Origin of the sequence: Actinomadura sp. SCN-SB (assembly GCF_043906805.1) — a bacterium.
In the GTDB taxonomy this organism is placed as follows: Bacteria; Actinomycetota; Actinomycetes; order Streptosporangiales; family Streptosporangiaceae; genus Spirillospora.
Window position 1 is genome coordinate 49,914 of record NZ_JBIMPP010000008.1, and the last position, 19,284, is coordinate 69,197.

Consider the following 19,284-nt stretch of genomic DNA (forward strand, 5'->3'; position numbering starts at 1 on the left):
ACCCCGCACACCCTACGAATGGGGTATATCACCCATCACCGTCATTTCCGTCTGCGCGACGGCTCGTGTCACGGGCGGGTGAGGTACGCGTGCAGGCGCCCGGCCTCCTTGACGGCGCGGCTGGAGCCCCTCCGCGCGGCGACGGCCTCCAGCGCGGGGATGCGCGCCCGCGCGCCCGTCGCCTCCGCGGTACGGGCGCCGACGGCGAACAGGTCGGCCAGGCCGGTGACGGGACGTGCGGCGTGCGCGTCCAGGACGGGCGGGAGCGCGCGCTCGACCACCGTCCACACCTCGGCGTGCGCCCCGGCGTCGGCGGCCTCGCCCAGCGCGCCCGCCATCCGGCCGAGCTTGGCGATCCGGTGCTCGACCAGCGCGCCGACCGCCGCGCCCAGCTCGGCGGCGGGCAGCCGTCCCCGCGCCGCCATCAGCAGGAGGGCGTCGACCGCCCCGGCCCGCTCCGCGACCGGCCCCACCGTCAGCCCGTACGCGAGCGCGGTCGCCGTCACGACACCGACCGGCCCGTGCGCCTCGGCCAAGGCGAGCAGCGCGGCGCCCTGAGCGTTCGCGTGCTCCAGCGCCGCTCCCAGAACGGGAAGCAGGTGCGCGGCGGCCAGCTCGGTATGGGAGGGGATCGTCTGCCCGCACCACAGGTCGCCGCCGTAGACGGTGAAGACTCTCCCGTGATCCTCGGGCCACGGCCCTCCGGGGAAGTCGTGGAGCGGCACGAGTTCGTTGAGGGTCTCCGAGCGCGGCAGCCGCGTGGGCTCCGGGGCGGCGATGGCGACGATGGCCTTGTCCGGTTCACCGGTGGACTGGAACCGCACCGGGACCACGGTGGTCTGAAACCGCACGTCGGCGAACCCGCCGTTCTCCAGCCACGCCGTCAGCGTCCGGCCCGGGGAGGACGCGAGGCGTGCCGCGCGGGCGACGGCATCGGGATCGGCCTCCGGCGGGAGACGGAGCAGGGCCTGCGCCAGGTCGATCGCCCCTGCGTCGCCGCCCACCGCCTCCAGGCGTTCCAGCCGGGAGATCAGCTCGCCGGTGTCCAGCAGCCCGTTCGCCGCGGTCGGCGTGGACAGCAGGAACGGCGTCCGGCCGATCAGCATCCCGATCTCCCGGCCGCGCCGGCCGAGGAACCGTGCCAGCGCAGCGGGCCGCCGGCGCGGGCGCTCGGCCTCCCTTTGCGGACGCAGCCTGGGGGCGAAGAGGGCGCGCGCCGCCACGACCGGTGCGAACCGCCTGGCGATGCGGTCGTCCGTGGCGTCCAGCCACCGCCACTGATCCACGTCGGCGGGAAGCGACCCGAACGCCTCCATGAGGCCGCCGGGGTCGCGATGGGCGAGATCGACCATCCCGGCCAGGAGCCGCTCCGTCTCGGCCCATCCGGCGTTGGCGGCGAACTCCTCGGCCAGCTCGGCGGCGGACGCGATCGGCGCGGGGAACGCGGCGGGCGGCGGGGGAGGGGCGAGCCCGGAGAGCGGCGGCGGTGCGGGAGCCTCGACCTCGCCGAAGACCTCCGCCACCCGGTCCCTGAGGTCGGCGGGCAGGGCCGTGGCCGCCTCCCGCACCCGTTCACCGATGGCTTCGCCGGCCTTGGGGCCGTGGTTGACCGCGATCCGCACGGCGCGCTCCTGAAGGGCGTGCGACTCGTTCCCGAACGCCACGGTCAGCGCGCCGAGCGCCGCGTCCACCCGGCCCGGCCGGTCCAGCCAGGACAGCGCGGCCCGCACCAGCTTCTTCTCCGGACGGAACAGCACCGCCTCGGCGGCCTCGGCGAACGCCGCCTCGTCCAGGCCCCCTTCTTCGTCCACCCGGCGGACCTCGCGCAGCGCCAGCTCCGCGACCCGGACGGGCGCGGCGGGGAGCAGCCGCACGTAGTCACGGATCCGCGGCAGCACCTCGCCGAGATCGGGGGCGAGCGCGTCATGCAGATCGGCGTACCAGCGCAGGTCGTTCAGGGTGCCGCCGCGCAGGAACCGGCGCACGCACCCGTCCAGCAGCGCCTCCCGCTCCAGGCGGCCCTCCTGGGCGAGCCGTGTCAGCGCGGTCCGCCAGGCGTCCCCGGCGCCGAACACGCCGATCACCTGGCCGACGGCCTCGACCTCGAACAGCCGCGGCACCATGGCGTCCAGCAGCGGATCCTCGCCCAGCCCCGTGGCCGGTGCGGTCCAGCGGACCCAGCCGACGGTGAACGCCTCGTCGCCCGGCGGTCCCGCACCGGCGGCCCGCAGGAGGAGCGCGCAGGTCCACCAGGCGGCCTGGTCGCCTCTCCAGGCGCTCTGGTCGGCCACGCGCAGCCGCCCCGCGAGGCGCCCGCCCACCTCCGCGCGCCACTCGGCGGGACGGCCCTCGGTCGCGGCCACCACGAACTCCGCGTGGCGGCGCCAGGCGTTGAAGCCGAAGGTGCGATCCAGCCGCAGGTCGGCACGGGCCAGCCACTGCGCCGCCGCGGCCGGGCCCGGGATGCAGCCGGCGCCCGCCACCAGCAACGCCGACTTGACCGCCCCCTCGGCCCACCGGAAGTCCGGACGGGTGTCCCGCACCCTCCTCAGCAGGCCGGGCAGCTCCTTGGCGGCGGCCCTGCGCTCCTCGTCGGTGAACCGCCTCAGCAGCGCCGCGACGAACCGGGCGTTGCCCTGCTCGACCTTGCCGAGCAGCGTGTCCACGCGATTCATCGGGCGCCCTCCTCCGCCAGGGCGGCGTCCCGGACGAGCCGAGCGGCGATCACGTGCTTGCAGGGGCCGCGCCCGCCCCGGTACTCGGCCCACCAGCGGCAGGTGCAGGACGCTTGGTCGCCGGAGAACCGCACCTGGCGGGACCGGTCGCCGGTCCCCACGACCGCGAGGTCGGGGCCGGTGAACCGGACGCCGCCCGACGCGGCCAGGGCCCTGGCGTTGCGCAGCCGGGGGTTCATCGCCGCCACCCGTTCGGGGTCGTAGGGCAGCTCCCGGTGGAAGAAGCCCGCCTCGGCCGTGTCGTACCCGACCCGCCCGGCCGTGCCGAGCTGGGTCAGCGCGGCGCGCGTGCGGCGCGCGTCGATCCCCGCGCGCTCGGCCAGCAGGTCGGGCTCGACCCGGGCCTCGAACGACAGCAGCGCGCCCAGGAGCTCGGCGTCGTCGGCCGCCTCCTCGGTGGCCAGGGCGTCCAGGACGGCTCCCTCGCCGGAGAACCCGCGGTGCGGCTCGGGCGAGAGCGTCAGGACGTACCGCATGCCCGGCAGTTCGAGCTCCCACGCGCTCGCGACCGGCCCGCCGTCCCGCGCGGTCACGGCCGGGCCGTACGCGCGCAGGGCACGGGCGAAGCGCAGCAGCGGAAGCATCGTGCGCAGCCGGTCCGGGCCGGCCAGGGACACCGCCCCGGGGCCGGGCCGGGAGCTGATCCGCAGGCTCCGGCCTGCCGGGACGACCCACAGCGTCCCGCGCGCCCGCCCGCCCGGCAGCCCGCGCAGGAACCGCACCGCCTCCGGCCCGGACACCTCCGCGCGCAGGTCGAACCCGGACGTGATCACCTGGAGCTCGGCGAAGCCCCGCAGCCAGCGGTCCGGCAGCGGCACCTTCTTCTCCACCACGGCTCCGTCCAGCGTGGTGACCGCCAGCTCCTCGGCGCCGACCGCCAAGTGCAGCGGGTCGCCGGTGCCCACCCGCGCCAGCGCCTCCCGCAGGGGGCCGTTGACGTCCACGTTGGTCGTGCCGCGCTCGTGCACCTCGCCGTCCAGCGCGGCCTGCAGGACGTCCAGCCGCCCGTACACCCCGCAGCAGGCGGAGAACGACTCCATCCGCAGCCGGTCGCCGTTGCAGGTCACCACCGGGTCGCGCATCGTCGTCGGACGCGGCTGGTAGTAGCGGGTCTGCGCCACGTCCGCCAGGGCGAGCAGCGCCGCCGCGGCCGGTGCCGCCTCGGTCAGCAGGCCGCTGAAGAAGCGCGGGCGGGCCTGAGGCCCGGCCGCGGTGGTCCCGCCGGAGGTGGACAGGCCGAGAAGCCCGCCGTCCAGCGAGGAGGGACGCGCATACGAGTACTCCTGAACCGGCGTGGTCGCCGTGCCGCTCGCCATGCCGTGAACCTAGGGCGCGCGACCGACATTTCCGGGAGACCGAACGAGCGGGGCATGGTACGGGGCCGGGTCCGGGCTCGGGGACACCGGGGGTAGGCTCGAAGCCGTGCGAAGGTTCTTCACCCCCGGATGGCTCGGGCTCCACGCGCTGGCGATCACGCTGTTCGCCGCGTTCCTGGCCTTCGGCTGGTGGCAGTTCGACCGGGCACAGCAGGGCAACGACCGGAGTTGGGCGTACGTCTTCGAGTGGCCGATCTTCGCGATCTTCGTACTGGTGATGTGGATCAAGATGATGCGGGACGAGCTCGACGACGCCCGCAAGGGGTCCGACCGGACCCCCAAGGTGATCGAGGAGCCCGTCGAGGCCGTGGTGAAGCGGGACATCATCCGGCGCCAGGAGGAGGAGGACCCTCAGCTGGCCGCCTACAACCGCTACCTGGCGCGGCTCAACTCCGAGACGCACCGGCGAGACTGACCGGCGAAGTCCGACCGGCCCCCGTTCAGAGAGGTGATCTGTGGAAGCGGCCGTCAACCGGTATCGCGTCATGGCCATCGTGGTCGGCGTGATGCTGTTGCTGCTGGTCTTCGTGGCCATGCCCATCCGCTACATCGGCGGCGACGAGACCCCGTCGGCGATCATCTCCCCGACGCACGGCACCCTCTACATCGTCTATCTGGCGGTCGCGTTCGACCTGTACCGCAAGCTGTCCTGGCCGCTGAAGCAGATGGTGCTGATGGTGACCGCGGGGCTGATCCCGTTCCTGGCGTTCTTCATCGAGCGCCGGATCGTGCGGGACGCCCGCGCCGACCTGGCCGCCAGGGCGCGGGCCGAGGTGCCCCGCGAGGCCCCGAGCGAGACCGCCGGCAACAACGCCTGAGCCAGAACGTACCCATGCCGCGGCCCGTGGGGCGGAGCGCCTCCACGGGCCGGGCGTCCAGCAGCGGTCTGTACTGCTGTGTGGGCGGCCTGGGACGGGGGTCGGGTCAGAAGTCCGGCCGCCCGGCTCTTCACGGCTCACAGGGTGTCTGGCGCCGGGCACTCACCTCGCTCTCCTTCGGTATCGACGCGGCTCTCGAGAGATCGAGCATGGTGGCCGGGGCCGGGCCGGCGGCGTGGCTCGGAGTCGCCGGCCCGGCGCGGTGGATCCCGGTGCCACGGGGGCAGGCGGCACCGGGTCTCCGGTACGGGGTGAACGGGTGGTCCAGGGTGAACGGGTCCGGCCGGGGGTCGCGGGACCGGCCGGGACGGCCGAGGACCCGAGGTGTGACCGGGCACGCGCCGCCGTCGCCGCCGGCACCAAGGCGGAAGGGGGGAGGTGCCGGCGGCGACGCGACGGGCCCGGTACGCCCTCGGCCGTCCGGACCGCGCCGGAGGGGGCCGGGGGCCGGGCGCGACGAGACAAGCCCGGACCCCGGTCGAAGGGAAGCCGATGAGCGGCGGTTCCGCCGTGCCAAGCAAGTCCCGCGCGCCACATGCGTGCCCTCCCCCCGGTTCGCCGGGTGACGAGCCCCGGGATCTCCGCCGTCCCGAGACTCCCCTTCACCCAGCGTTACGATCTCGTTGCGTTAAGTACCCAGCCTTCACGGCCGCGTAAACACCTGCCAAGGAAGAAAGGCCGAGGGTAAAACCCCGCCCCCAGCGCCCGATCACCGCCACCACAGGCCGCTCCGGGCATGATCGCTCAGAGCGAACGATGCAGAGGAAACAAATTCGAGCTTCGTTTTCTTGAGTGGATATGGCTCAACCTCGGGTTGGGCTGGACCGCTAGAGACTTTGGAGCTGAGAGCATGAGCGAGACCCTGACGCTGCCGGTCCTGCCCCTGGACGACGGGGCCGTTCTGCCCGGCATGGTGGTGCCCCTCGATCTGTCCGAGAACGAGGTCCGCGCGGCGATCGAGGCGGCCCGTGCGGTCGCCCAGACCCGAGGGCCGGGGATCAGGTCGGCGGTCAAGCCGCGCGTGCTGCTGGTGCCCAGGCTGAACGGGAACTACGCGGCCGTCGGCACGCTGGGCGTCGTGGAGCAGGAGGGGCGGCTGCCCGGCGGCGAGCCGGGCGCGGTCGTGCGCGGCGTGGCGCGGGTGCGGATCGGCACGGGGACGACCGGACCCGGCGCGGCGCTGTGGGTGGAGGGCACCAGGATCGAGGTGACCGGCCTGGACGACCCCCGCGTCGAGGAGCTGGCGAAGGAGTACAAGGGCCTGGTCAGCGCCATCCTGCAGAAGCGCGGCGCCTGGCAGGTCGTGGACGTGGTGCAGGCCATCGACGACCCCTCGACGCTGGCCGACAACGCCGGCTACGCCCCCTACCTGTCGAACGAGCAGAAGGTCGAGGTGCTGGAGACCCCCGACGTGGTCGAGCGCCTCACCCTGGTGATCGGCTGGGCGCGTGACCACCTGGCCGAGCTGGACGTGGCGGAGACCATCCGCAAGGACGTCCAGGAGGGCATGGAGAAGACCCAGCGGGAGTTCCTGCTGCGCCAGCAGCAGGAGGCCATCCGCAAGGAGCTGGCCGAGCTGAACGGCGACCCGGCCGACGAGGAGGACGACTACCGCGCCCGGATCGAGGCGGCGAACCTGCCCGAGAAGGTGCGCGAGGCGGCGCTCAAGGAGGTCGACAAGCTGGAGCGGTCGTCCGACGCGTCCCCTGAGGGCGGCTGGATCCGCACCTGGCTGGACACCGTGCTCGACATCCCGTGGAACGAGCGCACCGAGGACGCCTACGACATCGCGGGCGCCCGCGCGATCCTGGACGCCGACCACGCGGGCCTGGACGACGTGAAGGAACGCATCATCGAGTACCTGGCCGTGCGCAAGCGCAGGGCCGACCGCGGCCTGGGCGTCGTGGGCGGGCGGCGCTCCGGTGCGGTCCTGGCGCTGACCGGCCCTCCGGGGGTCGGCAAGACCTCGCTGGGCGAGTCGGTCGCGCGGGCCATGGGACGCAAGTTCGTGCGGGTCGCGCTGGGCGGCGTCCGGGACGAGGCGGAGATCCGCGGCCACCGGCGCACCTACGTCGGCGCGCTGCCGGGACGCATCGTCCGGGCCATCCGCGAGGCGGGCTCGATGAACCCGGTCGTCCTGCTGGACGAGGTCGACAAGGTCGGCGCCGACTACCGGGGCGACCCGACGGCGGCGCTGCTGGAGGTGCTGGACCCCGAGCAGAACCACACGTTCAGGGACCACTACCTGGAGGTCGAGCTCGACCTGAGCGACGTGCTGTTCCTGGCGACCGCCAACGTGGTCGAGGCGATCCCGGGGCCGCTGCTGGACCGCATGGAGCTGGTGCAGCTGGACGGCTACACCGAGCACGAGAAGGTCACCATCGCCCGCGACCACCTGCTGCCCAAGCAGCTCGACAAGGCCGGCCTGGAGGCGTCCGAGGTGAGCTTCGACGACGAGGCGCTGGCGCTGCTGGCCTCCGAGTACACCCGGGAGGCGGGCGTGCGGTCGCTGGACCGCGCGATCGCGAGGGTGCTGCGCAAGATCGCCGCGAACGTGGCGCTGGAGAAGGCGACGCTGCCCGTCTCGATCGGCGCGGCCGATCTGAAGGACTACCTGGGACGGCCGCGGTTCACCCCGGAGGTCGAGCTGAGCAGGTCCGAGCGGCGCACCGGGGTGCCGGGCGTGGCGACGGGCCTGGCGGTCACCGGCGCGGGCGGCGACGTGCTCTACATCGAGGCGTCGCTGGCCGACAAGGAGACCGGCGACACCGGCGTGACGCTGACCGGCCAGCTCGGCGACGTCATGAAGGAGTCGGCCCGGATCGCGCTCAGCTACCTGCGCTCGCGCGGCGCGGAGCTGGAGCTTCCGGTCGGCGACCTGAAGGACCGTGGCGTGCACATCCACGTGCCCGCCGGCGCGATCCCGAAGGACGGGCCGAGCGCGGGGATCACGATGACCACGGCGCTGGCCTCGCTGCTGTCGGGCCGTCCGGTGCGCCCGGACGTGGCGATGACCGGTGAGGTCTCGCTGACCGGCCGGGTGCTGCCGATCGGGGGCCTGAAGCAGAAGCTGCTGGCCGCCAGCAGGCTGGGGATCACGACCGCGATCGTGCCCAAGCGCAACGAGCCGGACCTGGAGGACGTCCCGGCCGAGGTGCTGGAGAACATGACGGTCTTCGCGGTCAGCGACGTCCGGGAGGTCCTGGACCTGGCCCTGGAGCCGGCCTCGACCAGCGCGGCCGTGGCCGCCTGATCCTTCCGTGGAGGACGCGAGCGCCCGCGTCGGCCGATCGGGCCGGCGCGGGCGCTTCGCGTTGCGCCGCGTCCGGGGTTCGAGCTTGACCGATACCCGGGCCGGTGGGCCGTCCCAAAGGGGCGTGGCCGGTTGGCTCGCGGCGCGGAGGGGACGGCGCCCGCGACCGCCGATCGAGCCTGGAGGTGCGGGGCGTGGTGAGATCCACCCGGCCGCTGAGGTTGTGGCAGCCGGCGCCCGACGGCGAGCGCCCGCCCTGGTACGTCCTGATGTTCAGGGTGTCCGCGGTGCTCGCCGCGCTGGTCGTCCTTGGGATCTTCTTCTACTACGCCTTCCGTCTCACGCTGAGTCCCGTCCAGGACAACGGGCAGGCGGGCGGCAACACCGATCCCGGCCGGTCCCTGCGGTTCTATCTCGACGACCCGACCCCGGACACGGTGCGGCAGCTAGGAGGGAACCTCATCCTGCTGGCACCGCTCGGCGTGCTGCTGCCGGTGGTGGCGGTCGCCTTGCGCGGCCCCATCCGGCTCGCGCTCGTGGCCGGGCTGGTGTCGCTGGCGATCGAGGGCGTGCAGCAGTTCCTCGTGATGGGCCGGGCCTTCGACATCGACGATGTGATCCTGAACGTGGCGGGCGTGGTGCTCGCCTACCTGGTGGCGGGACGCCGGATCTCGTACGCGCTGCGGGGACGGCCCTAGCGCGGGGTGAGACGGAAGATCCGCAGCTCGCGGGTGATGCGTTCGCGGTAGCGGTCGTACACTGGCCAGACGCGCACCAGCCGGGGCCAGATCGCGGCGCGGTCGTCGTCCTCCAGCAGCCGGGCGGTGACCGGGACGGTACGACCGCGGAAGGTCACCTCCGCCTCGGGATGCTTGAGCAGGTTGCCCGTCCAGGCGGGGTGGTGCTCCCTGCCGAAGTTGGAGCCGACGACGATCCAGCCGCCGTCCGGCTCGGGCATGCAGGCGAGCGGCACCCGCCGGGGGAGGCCGCTCTTGGCGCCGGTCGTGGTGAGCATCAGGCTCGGGATCAGCGCCTGCCCGAGGAGGAAGCGGCCGCCGCTGGCCCTGTGCAGGGCGCGGTCCAGCGGCGGGACGATCCTCGGCCCGATCCTGGAGAACCAGCGGGCCGCGGAGATCCGCTGGAAGAGCGGCCCGGCCGTCCGTTGCAGCGGCGTCGGTGACCGCCGCCGGACGGCGGCGGCGCTTTCGGGACGCGGGGCCAGCCTTCCGGCCCGCCGGAGGTGGCCGGTCTCGGCCATCCAGCGCAGCCCGTCCTCAAGGGTCTCCTCGACCGGGCGCAGGGTCAGCGACAGCGCGTCCAGCGAGGGGCCGTCGTCGGTCGGCACCAGCCTGACCATGAACTCGGCGGCGTCCCTGGTGAGTGGGTAGTCGAACTGCCTGACGCGCTTGACCGCGTCGAGCGCGGCGCCGGCGCCGAGCATCACCCCGGCCGGGACGGGGAAGCTGCGCGACCTGAGGCCGGTCAGCCGGTCGCACAGGTCGGCGTACTGCCGCCAGGTGAGGTAGTGCCCGCCGAGCAGGAGCCGGTCGGGGGTGGGCCTGGAGGCCGCGCGGGCGAGGGCCTCGGCCAGGTCCCGCACGTCGATGATCGAGGCGCCGCCGGGCGGGAGCGGCCAGGCCAGGTCGAGCGCCCGGCTCACGCCCTGCATGAACGAGTCCAGCACGGGCTGGGAGGGGCCGAACACGCCGCCGGGATACACGACGGTGACCGGGGCGCCGGCCGCCTGGAGGTCCCGGACGTACCGTTCGGCGGCGACCTTGGACCTGCCGTAGCCGGTCCTGGGCGTGCCGAGGGGGCCGTCGGTGGTGATGAGCGGGCCGGGCGGTGGGACGAACACCGCGACCGTCGACACGTGCACCACCCGGTCGACGCCGCGCGCCACCGCGCCGCCGACCACGTTGCGCGTGCCGGACACGTTGACGTGCACCAGGCCGGTCTCGGGGTCGCGGCCGCGCGAGGCGGGCGTGGTCACGCCGATCGCGGCGGCGGCGTGGATGGCTGCGTCGCAGCCGGCCAGCGCCTCGTTCACGGCGGCGGCGTCGCACATGTCGCCTTGCACCAGTTCCACGTCCTCGGGTGTGACGCCGAGCCCGGAGAGCACCGTGCAGGCCCTCCCGGGGTCGCGGACCAGGGCGCGGGGGGCGTGCCCCGCGTCCAGCAGCGCGCGGACGGTGTGGGACCCGACGAATCCGGACGCGCCGGTGAGGAAGACCCGCATACAGGGAAACTAGCGCTTGGTGTCGATCGGAAGGAACCGCCGGGGTTCGCGGGGCGTCGCGGACGGAACCGCGTTCGGCCATCCGGGTGGCATTGCGGACAGGTCCTAACACCGTGGAGACCAGAGTAGGCCGTTGACGCGCCTGGAACGCTCCATCACACTCGGGTGTCACCTGACCGCCGTCGCCCGGGGCCGACACCGGACGCACGTCCGGGGACGACGCCCTGGATCGATGCCGAGATCGAGCCGACCGGGAGGGATCATGAGGATCGGGCTGGCCGGGGCGGGGCGCATCGGTGCGCGCCACGCCGCCGCACTGTGCACGATGCCCGAGGTCGAGTCGCTGGTGATCGCGGACGCCGACCCGTCGAGAGCGCGGGACCTGGCCGTCCGGCTGGACGCCCGCCCGCGGGATCGGGTCCGCGCCGAGGAGTCGGTGTCCGGGCTGTTCGGCGCCGGGCTCGACGGGCTGGTGGTGGCCGCCGCGACCGACGCGCACGCCGCCCTGGTGGAGAGGGCGGTGGCCGCCCGGATCGGCGTGTTCTGCGAGAAACCGCTCGCCGCGGACGTTGATGGAACGTTCCATATCGCGGCGGCGGCCCGGCGCACCGGTGTCCCGGTGCAGGTCGGCTTCCAGCGCCGCTTCGACGCCGGGTACGTCGCGGCCCGCGAGGCCGTCTCCGCCGGCCGGCTCGGCTGGCTGCACACCGTCCGGTCGTGCAGCTTCGACCCGGCGCCGCCGCCCGCCGGCTACGTCCCCACCTCCGGCGGCCTGTTCCGCGACTGCGTCATCCACGACCTGGACTCCATCCGCCATGTCACCGGGCGCGACGTGGCCTGGGTGATCGCCGCCGGGTCCAACCGCGGCGACGAGGTCTTCCGCCGGTACGGCGACGTCGACACCGGGGCCGCCCTGCTCGGGCTGGACGACGGCACCCTCGGCATGATCGGCGCGACCCGGTACAACGCCGCCGGATACGACGTGCGGCTGGAGCTGTTCGGCTCCAAGGACAGCCTGGTCGCCGGGATGGACGACCGCACACCGGTCACCCCCGTCCCCGCCGACGAGCCGGCGGACGCCCGGCCCGCGTACCTGAGCTTCATGGAGCGGTTCTCCGCCGCCTACGACGCCGAGCTGCGCGCCTTCATCGACGTGATCGCCGGGCGCCGCGCCAACCCGTGCCCGCCCGACGAGGCCCTGGAGGCGTTCTACCTGGCCGAGGCATGCGAGCTGTCCAGAAGGGAAGGCCGGATGGTCCAGCCGGAGGAGGTGCGGTCATGAGGCTGGCGGGCGCCCCGATCTCCTGGGGAGTGTGCGAGGTCCCCGGCTGGGGCCATCAGCTCTCCCCGCGCCGCGTCCTGGCCGAGATGCGCGACCTCGGCCTCAGCGCCACCGAGCTCGGCCCCGAGGGGTTCCTTCCGTCCGACCCGGGCGAGCGCGGCGCGCTCCTGGACGAGTACGACCTGGAGCTGGCGGGCGCGTTCGTCCCGGTCGTCCTGCACGACCCCGACCGCGACCCGCTGCCCGGGACCGAGCGCGCCATGGACGACCTCGGCCCCGGTACCGTGCTGGTCCTGGCCGCCGCCACCGGGATCGACGGCTATGACGGGCGGCCCGACCTCGACACCAAGGCGTGGCGGACGCTGCTGTCCAACCTCGACGCCATCACCGTGCGCGCCACCGAGCGCGGCCGTACCGTCACGCTGCACCCGCACGTCGGCACGGTGGTGGAGCGCCGTGCCGAGGTCGAGCGCGTGCTGGGGGAGTGCAGCGTCCCGCTCTGCCTCGACACCGGCCACCTCCTCGTCGGCGGCACCGACCCGGTGTGGCTGTCGCGCTTCGCCGCGCCGCGCATCGCGCACGTCCACCTCAAGGACGTGGACGTGTCGCTGGCCGATTCCGTACGCGAAGGGCGGACCACCTACACCCAGGCCGTCCGCGACGGCCTGTACCGGCCCCTTGGCCAAGGCGACATCGACATCGCCGAGGTCATCCGGTCCCTGGAGGACTCCGGCTACGAAGGCTGGTACGTCATGGAACAGGACACCATCCTCACCACCGAGCCCGCCCCAGCCTCCGGGCCCTGCGAAGACGTGCGCGCCTGCCTGTCCTACCTCTCCTCCAAGGCCGCATGATGGCGCCTTACGACCTCGTCACCATGGGGCGGGTGAGCGTGGACGTGTACCCGCATGACGTGGGAGTGCCGCTGGAGGACGTGGAGACGTTCGGCAAGTACCTGGGCGGCAGCCCCACCAACGTGGCGGTGGCGGCGGCGAGGCACGGTCGCCGTACGGCGGTCATCACCCGCACGGGGGACGATCCGTTCGGCCGGTTCATCCATAAGGCGCTCAAGCAGTTCGGCGTGGACGACCGCTACGTCACCGCCGTGCCCGCGCTTCCCACACCGGTCGTGTTCTGCGAGATCTTCCCGCCGGACGACTTCCCGCTCTACTTCTACCGCTACCCGAAGGCGCCCGACCTGGAGATCCGCGCCGCCGAGCTGGACCTGGACGCGATCGGCTCGGCCCGCATCCTGTGGGCCACCGTCACCGGGCTGTCGCAGGAGCCCAGCCGGGAGGCGACGCTGGCCGCCCTCGCCGCCCGCCGCGACGGGATCACCGTGCTCGACCTCGATTACCGGCCGGCGCTGTGGGAGTCGCGTGACGAGGCGACGCGGTGGACCCGCCGCGCCCTGGAGCACGCCACCGTCGCCGTCGGCAACCTGGACGAGTGCGCGATGGCGGTCGGCGAACGCGCGCCGCGCGCCGCCGCCCGCGCCCTCCTCGGCCTCGGCCTGGACCTGGCGATCGTCAAGCGCGGCCCGGACGGGGTGCTCGCCGTGTCCGGAACCGAGGTCGTGGACGGCCCGCCGGTCGAGGTGGAGGTCGTCAACGGGCTCGGCGCCGGGGACGCGTTCGGCGGCGCGGTCTGCCACGGGCTGCTGGCGGGCTGGCCGCTGACCCGGACGATCGCGTTCGCCAACACCGCGGGCGCCCTGGTCGCGTCCCGGCTGGCCTGCGCCGACGCCATGCCGGACACGGCCGAGGTGGAGAAGGCGATGCCAGGGGAGGGATCATGATCGGCGGCGGCGTGCGGCACCACCTGCCCGCCGGCAGCACCGCCGAGGCGCCGTTCAGCCTGGTCGTCACCCCCGAGACCGCGGGCTGGACCTACGCCTCGCTGCGCGTCCTGGACCTGGGTGACGAGCCGGTCACCTTCGAGACCGGCGAGTTCGAGACGATCGTGCTGCCGCTCGCCGGGGCGTGCGCGGTGACCTGCGACGGTGAACGGTTCGAGCTGGCCGGGCGGCGGAGCGTCTTCACCCGGGTCACCGATTTCGCCTACGTGCCGCGCGACGCCCGCGTGACCGTCTCGGGGCCGGGCCGGTTCGCGCTCGCGGGCGCGCGGTGCGGACGGCGGCTGGTCCCGCGCTACGTCCCGGCCGAGGACGTGCCGGTCGAGCTGCGCGGCGCGGGACCGGCGAGCCGCCAGGTCAACAACTTCGGCACGCCCGCAGGGTTCCCTCACGCCGAGAAGCTGATCGCCTGCGAGGTGCTGACGCCCGGCGGGTGCTGGTCGTCGTACCCGCCGCACAAGCACGACGAGCGGACCGCGACCGAGGCCGTCCTGGAGGAGATCTATTACTTCGAGGTCGCGCCCGGCCCCGGGGGCCGTCCCGGGATGGGCTACCAGCACGTGTACGGCACGCCCGAGCGTCCCATCAAGGTGCTGGCGCAGGTACGGGACGGGGACGTGGTGCTCGTGCCGCACGGCTGGCACGGCCCCTCGATCGCCGCGCCGGGCCACCACCTCTACTACCTGAACGTGATGGCGGGGCCGTCTCCCGAACGCGCCTGGAAGATCTGCGACGACCCGGCCCATGCCTGGGTCCGTGACACCTGGCCTGGGCAGGACATGGATGAGCGGTTGCCGCTCACGACGACGGAGGAGGAGACGCGATGAGGCTGACCGTCGGGCAGGCGATCGTGCGTTTCCTGGCCGCCCAGTACTCCGAACGCGACGGGAACCGCCGCCGCTTCTTCCGCGGATGCTTCGGCATCTTCGGGCACGGCAACGTGGCGGGGCTCGGGCAGGCGCTACTGGAGTACGGCGACGACCTGCCCTTCTACATGTCCCGCAACGAGCAGGCGATGGTGCACACGGCGGCCGGTCACGCGCGGATGAGCGACCGGCTCGCCACGTTCGCCTGCACGTCCTCGATCGGCCCCGGCGCGACCAACATGGTGACGGGCGCGGCGCTGGCCACCATCAACCGGCTGCCGGTGCTGCTGCTGCCCGGCGACACGTTCGCCACCCGCCCCGCCAACCCGGTGCTCCAGGAACTGGAGGACGCGCGTTCCTACGACGTGTCGGTCAACGACTGCCTGAAGCCGGTCTCCAAGTTCTGGGACCGCGTCAACCGTCCCGAACAGCTCGAATCGGCGCTGCTCGGCGCGATGCGCGTCCTCACCGACCCGGCGGAAACGGGCGCGGTGACGCTGGCGCTGCCGCAGGACGTGCAGGCCGAGGCGTACGACTGGCCCGAGGAGCTGTTCCGCGAGCGGGTGTGGCGGATCACCCGCCCGGTGCCCGAGCCCGCCGCGCTCGACGAGGCCGCGGCGCTGCTGGCCGCCGCGGAACGCCCGCTGATCGTCGCGGGCGGCGGGACCATCTACGCCGACGCCACCCTGGAACTGCGCGCGCTGGCCGAGTCGACGGGCATCCCCGTCGCCGAGACCCAGGCGGGCAAGGGCTCGCTGCCGTGGGACCACCCGTCCTCGGTCGGCGCGATCGGCGTCACCGGCACCCCCGCCGCCAACGCCCTCGCCCGGCGGGCGGACGTCGTGCTCGGCGTCGGCACGCGCTACAGCGACTTCACCACCGCTTCGCGCAGCCTGTTCGCCGACCCCGGCGTACGGTTCGTCAACCTCAACGTGGCGCGGTTCGACGCGGCCAAGCACGCGGGCGTGCCGCTGGTCGCCGACGCCAAGGAGGGGCTGCGGGCGCTGCACGCCGCCCTCGGCGCGCACTCGGTCGCGGACGCGTACCGCGCGGAGGCCCGCGAGCTGGCCGCCCGCTGGAACCGGACCGTCGACCGCGCCTACGCCGGTGACGGGCGCGGCCCGCTGCCGACCCAGGCGGAGGTCATCGGGGCCGTCAACCAGGCCGCCGGGCTCCGCGACATCGTGGTGTGCGCCGCCGGGTCGATGCCCGGGGAGCTGCACCGGCTGTGGCGGTCGTCCGACCCCAAGGGCTACCACGTGGAGTACGGCTACTCCTGCATGGGCTACGAGATCGCGGGCGGCCTCGGCGTGAAACTGGCCGTCCTGGACTCCGATGACCCGTCCCGCGAGGTGTTCGTGCTGGTCGGGGACGGCTCGTACCTGATGATGGCGCAGGAGCTGGTCACCGCGGTCGCCGAGGGCGTCAAGCTCGTCGTCGTCCTCGTCCAGAACCACGGCTTCGCGTCGATCGGCGGGCTGTCGGAGTCGGTGGGCGCGCGGCGCTTCGGCACCCGCTACCGCTCCCGCACCGCCACCGGCCTGGACGGGCCGCTCCTCCCCGTCGACCTCGCCGCCAACGCCGCCAGCCTCGGCGCCGAGACGATCCGGGCCGAGACGATCGACGACCTGCGCGGCGCGCTGGCACGGGCGCGCGACGCGTCCGCCACGACGCTCGTCCACATCGAGACCGACCCGCTGGTGCCCGCGCCCGGCGACGAGGTGTGGTGGGACGTCCCGGTGGCGGAGGTCTCCGCCCTGGAGCCGACGCGGGAGGCGCGCGCGGCCTACGAGAAGGCGCGGACCTCCAGGCGCCACCACCTTTGATCAACAAGCCACGCTCTCTGGTACATACTCGTTCATCCAGCCACCCCCTGCGGAGAGAACGGAGCCCCCCGATGACCCGCACCCCTCCGATGACCCGCACACGGAAGAACGCCCGGCGCCGGGGCCTCACCGTCCTGGCGGGGGCCGCGGCCCTGGCGCTGAGCCTGCCGCTGAGCGCGTGCAGCGGCTCGGGCGGCAGGAAGGCCGAGGAGAACCCGGTCGCGGGCGGCGCCGGCACCGAGCGGATGACCGTCGCGATGGTCACCCACTCCGGGCCCGGCGACACGTTCTGGGACATCGTCCAGAAGGGCGCGCGGGCCGCCGCCGCCAAGAGCAACGTGGAGTTCCTCTACTCGGCCGACCCGGACGGCGGCAAGCAGGCCCAGCTCGTGCAGGCCGCCATCGACAAGAAGGTGGACGGGATCATCGTCACCTTCGCCAAGCCGGACGCGCTGAAGGACGTCGTCGCCCGCGCCACCGCGGCCAAGATCCCGGTGGTGTCCATCAACTCGGGCGCGGACGTGTCCGCCGACTACGGCGCGATCGCCCACTTCGGGCAGGACGAGACGATCGCCGGTGAGGCCGCCGGCCGCGAGCTGGCCGCCATCGGCTCCAAGCGGGCGCTGTGCGTGATCCACGAGCAGGGCAACGTGGGCCTGGAGGACCGCTGCGCCGGCGCCAAGAAGACCTTCGGCGGGCAGATGGAGAACCTGTTCGTCCCCGGCACCAACATGCCGCAGGTCAAATCCGCGATCACCGCGAAGCTCCAGGCCGACGAGGACGTCGACGGGATCCTCACGCTGGGCGCGCCGTTCGCGGCCACCGCGGTCGACGCGGTGAAGGAGACCGGCGGCCAGGCCAAGGTCGCCACCTTCGACATGAACAAGGACCTGATCGCCCTGCTCAAGGCCGGCAGCATCCAGTTCGCCGTGGACCAGCAGCCCTACCTCCAGGGGTACGCGGCGGTCGACGAGCTGTGGCTGCTGAAGACCAACGGCAACGTGATCGGCGGCGGCCGTCCCGTCCTGACCGGGCCCGCGATCGTCACCAAGGACAACGCGGGCGCCATCGAGCCGTTCGCCGACCGGGGCACCCGATGAGCCAGGCCGTCGCCCGGCCGCCCGTCACGCTCGACGAGCGCCTGACGCGGCGCTCCCCGCTGCGCCGCCTGCTCGCCAGGCCGGAGCTGGGAGCGCTGCTGGGCGCCGTCGCGGTGTTCGCGTTCTTCTCCGTCGTCGCGGACGCGTTCCTGCGGGCGAGCTCGTTCTCGACCGTGCTTTATGCCAGTTCCACGTTCGGGATCATGGCGGTGGGGGTCTCGCTGCTGATGATCGGCGGCGAGTTCGACCTGTCCGCCGGGGTGATGGTGACCACCTCCGCGCTGGTCGCCGCGCTGACCAGCTACCAGCTCACGCTGAACGTCTGGGCGGGGGTGGCGATCTCGCTGGTCGTCACCCTCGCGCTGGGCCTGCTCAACGGCGTCCTCTACATCAGGACGGGCCTGCCCAGCTTCATCATCACCCTTGCCACGTTCCTGATGCTCGCGGGCGCCAACCTGGGCGTCACCAAGGCCGTCACGGGCAACGTCGCGTCCGACTCGATCCGTGACATGGACGGCTTCTCCTCGGCCCGCGCCGTGTTCGCCTCCGACATCGGCATCGCGGGTGTCAACGTCAACATCACGGTGTTCTGGTGGCTGGGGCTGGTCACCGCCGCCACCTGGCTGCTGCTGCGCACCCGCACCGGCAACTGGATCTTCGCCTCGGGCGGCGCGGCGGCCAGCGCGCGGGCGGTCGGCGTCCCGGTCGCCAAGACCAAGATCGGCCTGTTCATGGGCGTGGCGTTCTGCGCGTGGGTGTCGGGCATGCACCTGCTGTTCGCGTTCGCCACCGTCCAGTCCGGCGAGGGCGTCGGCAACGAGTTCTTCTACATCATCTGCGCGGTGATCGGCGGCTGCCTGCTGACCGGCGGCTACGGGTCGGCGATCGGCGCCGCCATCGGCGCGTTCATCTTCGGGATGACCAACAAGGGCATCGTGTACGCCGAGTGGAACCCCGACTGGTTCAGGTTCTTCCTCGGCGCCATGCTGCTCATCGCCACCGTCGTCAACCTCATCGTGCGCCGGAGGGTGGAGGCGAACCGATGACGTTGATCCGGCTCGACTCGGTCGGCAAGAACTACGGCAACATCATCGCCCTGCGCGATGTCTCGCTGGACGTGGCCGCCGGTGAGGTCGCCTGCGTCCTGGGCGACAACGGCGCCGGCAAGTCCACCCTCATCAAGATCGTGGCGGGGCTGCACCGTCATGACTCGGGCACCTACGAGGTCGAGGGCAGACCCGTCGTGTTCGACTCCCCGCGGCAGGCCCTCGACCTCGGTATCGCCACCGTCTACCAGGACCTGGCCGTCGTCCCGCTGATGCCCGTCTGGCGCAACTTCTTCCTCGGCTCCGAGAAGCGCAAGGGCTTCGGCCGCCTGGACGTCGACTACATGCGCCGCACCACCAAGGCCCAGCTCCTGCAGATGGGCATCGACCTGCGCGACGTGGACCAGCCCATCGGCACCCTCTCCGGCGGCGAGCGCCAGTGCGTGGCCATCGCCCGCGCCGTCCACTTCGGCGCCAAGGTGCTCGTCCTGGACGAGCCCACGGCGGCCCTGGGCGTGAAGCAGGCGGGCGTCGTCCTGCGCTACATCGTGCAGGCCCGCGAACGCGGCCTCGGCGTCATCTTCATCACCCACAACCCGCACCACGCCTACCCGGTGGGGGACCGTTTCCTCGTCCTCAAACGGGGCCGCAGCATCGCCTACCGCACCAAGCAGGACATCACCCAGCAAGAGCTCACCGCCCTCATGGCCGGAGGGGAGGAACTGGAACTCCTGGCCGAGGAACTGGAGTCGGTGACCTCCTCCGCCGCCTCCGAACTGGCCCAGGACGCCAAACGCCTCGGCATCACCTCGGACTGAGGCCGGACGG

General features: G+C 73.2%; 15 protein-coding genes. 12 read left to right on the top strand and 3 right to left on the bottom strand.

Going from position 1 to position 19,284, the window contains the following annotated elements:
- Nucleotides 1-68: 68 nt before the first annotated feature.
- Nucleotides 69-2,675, bottom strand: a complete 2,607-nt coding sequence (locus tag ACGWYJ_RS07400) for a DUF6493 family protein (RefSeq protein WP_395104909.1) — start codon at nt 2,673-2,675, stop codon at nt 69-71.
- The gene (locus ACGWYJ_RS07405; protein ID WP_395104911.1) at nt 2,672-4,051 is read right to left on the bottom strand and encodes an SWIM zinc finger family protein; all 1,380 of its coding nucleotides are present in this window, start codon (nt 4,049-4,051) and stop codon (nt 2,672-2,674) included. The genes ACGWYJ_RS07400 and ACGWYJ_RS07405 overlap by 4 nt, the downstream gene beginning before the upstream one ends.
- A 106-nt stretch (nt 4,052-4,157) precedes the next feature.
- Here ACGWYJ_RS07405 and ACGWYJ_RS07410 point away from each other — a divergent pair, with 106 nt between their 5' ends.
- From ACGWYJ_RS07410 to ACGWYJ_RS07425, 4 genes are all read left to right on the top strand, one after another.
- Complete coding sequence (locus ACGWYJ_RS07410) at nt 4,158-4,526, top strand: hypothetical protein (protein ID WP_395104912.1); 369 nt, start codon at nt 4,158-4,160, stop codon at nt 4,524-4,526.
- A 40-nt stretch (nt 4,527-4,566) separates the two neighbouring features.
- Nucleotides 4,567-4,929: a DUF3817 domain-containing protein gene (locus tag ACGWYJ_RS07415; protein ID WP_395104913.1), complete on the top strand. Its 363-nt coding sequence runs from the start codon at nt 4,567-4,569 to the stop codon at nt 4,927-4,929.
- A gap of 910 nt (nt 4,930-5,839) precedes the next feature.
- The gene (gene lon / locus ACGWYJ_RS07420) at nt 5,840-8,242 is read left to right on the top strand and encodes an endopeptidase La (protein ID WP_395104914.1); all 2,403 of its coding nucleotides are present in this window, start codon (nt 5,840-5,842) and stop codon (nt 8,240-8,242) included.
- A gap of 194 nt (nt 8,243-8,436) precedes the next feature.
- Nucleotides 8,437-8,940, top strand: a complete 504-nt coding sequence (locus ACGWYJ_RS07425) for a VanZ family protein (protein ID WP_395104915.1) — start codon at nt 8,437-8,439, stop codon at nt 8,938-8,940.
- Here ACGWYJ_RS07425 and ACGWYJ_RS07430 read toward each other — a convergent pair.
- On the bottom strand, nt 8,937-10,481 hold the full coding sequence (locus tag ACGWYJ_RS07430; RefSeq protein WP_395104916.1) for a nitroreductase family deazaflavin-dependent oxidoreductase: 1,545 nt from the start codon (nt 10,479-10,481) through the stop codon (nt 8,937-8,939). The two genes, ACGWYJ_RS07425 and ACGWYJ_RS07430, sit on opposite strands and share 4 nt — an antisense overlap.
- Before the next feature lie 262 nt (nt 10,482-10,743).
- Here ACGWYJ_RS07430 and ACGWYJ_RS07435 point away from each other — a divergent pair, with 262 nt between their 5' ends.
- The 8 genes from ACGWYJ_RS07435 to ACGWYJ_RS07470 all read left to right on the top strand — a co-directional run bounded on the left by ACGWYJ_RS07435 (nt 10,744) and on the right by ACGWYJ_RS07470 (nt 19,274).
- Nucleotides 10,744-11,763, top strand: coding sequence for a Gfo/Idh/MocA family oxidoreductase (locus ACGWYJ_RS07435; RefSeq protein WP_395104917.1), 1,020 nt, complete (start codon nt 10,744-10,746; stop codon nt 11,761-11,763).
- Nucleotides 11,760-12,617, top strand: a complete 858-nt coding sequence (locus ACGWYJ_RS07440) for a TIM barrel protein (protein ID WP_395104918.1) — start codon at nt 11,760-11,762, stop codon at nt 12,615-12,617. The genes ACGWYJ_RS07435 and ACGWYJ_RS07440 overlap by 4 nt, the downstream gene beginning before the upstream one ends.
- A gap of 23 nt (nt 12,618-12,640) precedes the next feature.
- A complete protein-coding gene (gene iolC / locus ACGWYJ_RS07445) occupies nt 12,641-13,561 on the top strand; it encodes a 5-dehydro-2-deoxygluconokinase (protein ID WP_395105012.1) in 921 nt (306 codons plus the stop codon).
- A complete protein-coding gene (gene iolB / locus ACGWYJ_RS07450; RefSeq protein WP_395104919.1) occupies nt 13,558-14,445 on the top strand; it encodes a 5-deoxy-glucuronate isomerase in 888 nt (295 codons plus the stop codon). The genes iolC and iolB overlap by 4 nt, the downstream gene beginning before the upstream one ends.
- Nucleotides 14,442-16,310 carry a 3D-(3,5/4)-trihydroxycyclohexane-1,2-dione acylhydrolase (decyclizing) gene (iolD, locus tag ACGWYJ_RS07455; RefSeq protein ID WP_395104920.1) on the top strand — a complete coding sequence of 623 codons (1,869 nt, stop codon included), beginning with the start codon at nt 14,442-14,444 and terminating at the stop codon, nt 16,308-16,310. The genes iolB and iolD overlap by 4 nt, the downstream gene beginning before the upstream one ends.
- A 71-nt stretch (nt 16,311-16,381) precedes the next feature.
- Nucleotides 16,382-17,410 (top strand): sugar ABC transporter substrate-binding protein, encoded by a 1,029-nt coding sequence (locus ACGWYJ_RS07460; RefSeq protein WP_395104921.1) that lies wholly within the window; start codon nt 16,382-16,384, stop codon nt 17,408-17,410.
- Nucleotides 17,407-18,456 carry an ABC transporter permease gene (locus ACGWYJ_RS07465; RefSeq protein WP_395104922.1) on the top strand — a complete coding sequence of 350 codons (1,050 nt, stop codon included), beginning with the start codon at nt 17,407-17,409 and terminating at the stop codon, nt 18,454-18,456. The genes ACGWYJ_RS07460 and ACGWYJ_RS07465 overlap by 4 nt, the downstream gene beginning before the upstream one ends.
- Entirely contained in the window at nt 18,453-19,274 is an 822-nt protein-coding gene (locus tag ACGWYJ_RS07470) for an ATP-binding cassette domain-containing protein (protein WP_395104923.1), read from the top strand. Before ACGWYJ_RS07465 ends, ACGWYJ_RS07470 begins: the two co-directional genes overlap by 4 nt.
- Nucleotides 19,275-19,284 lie beyond the last annotated feature (10 nt).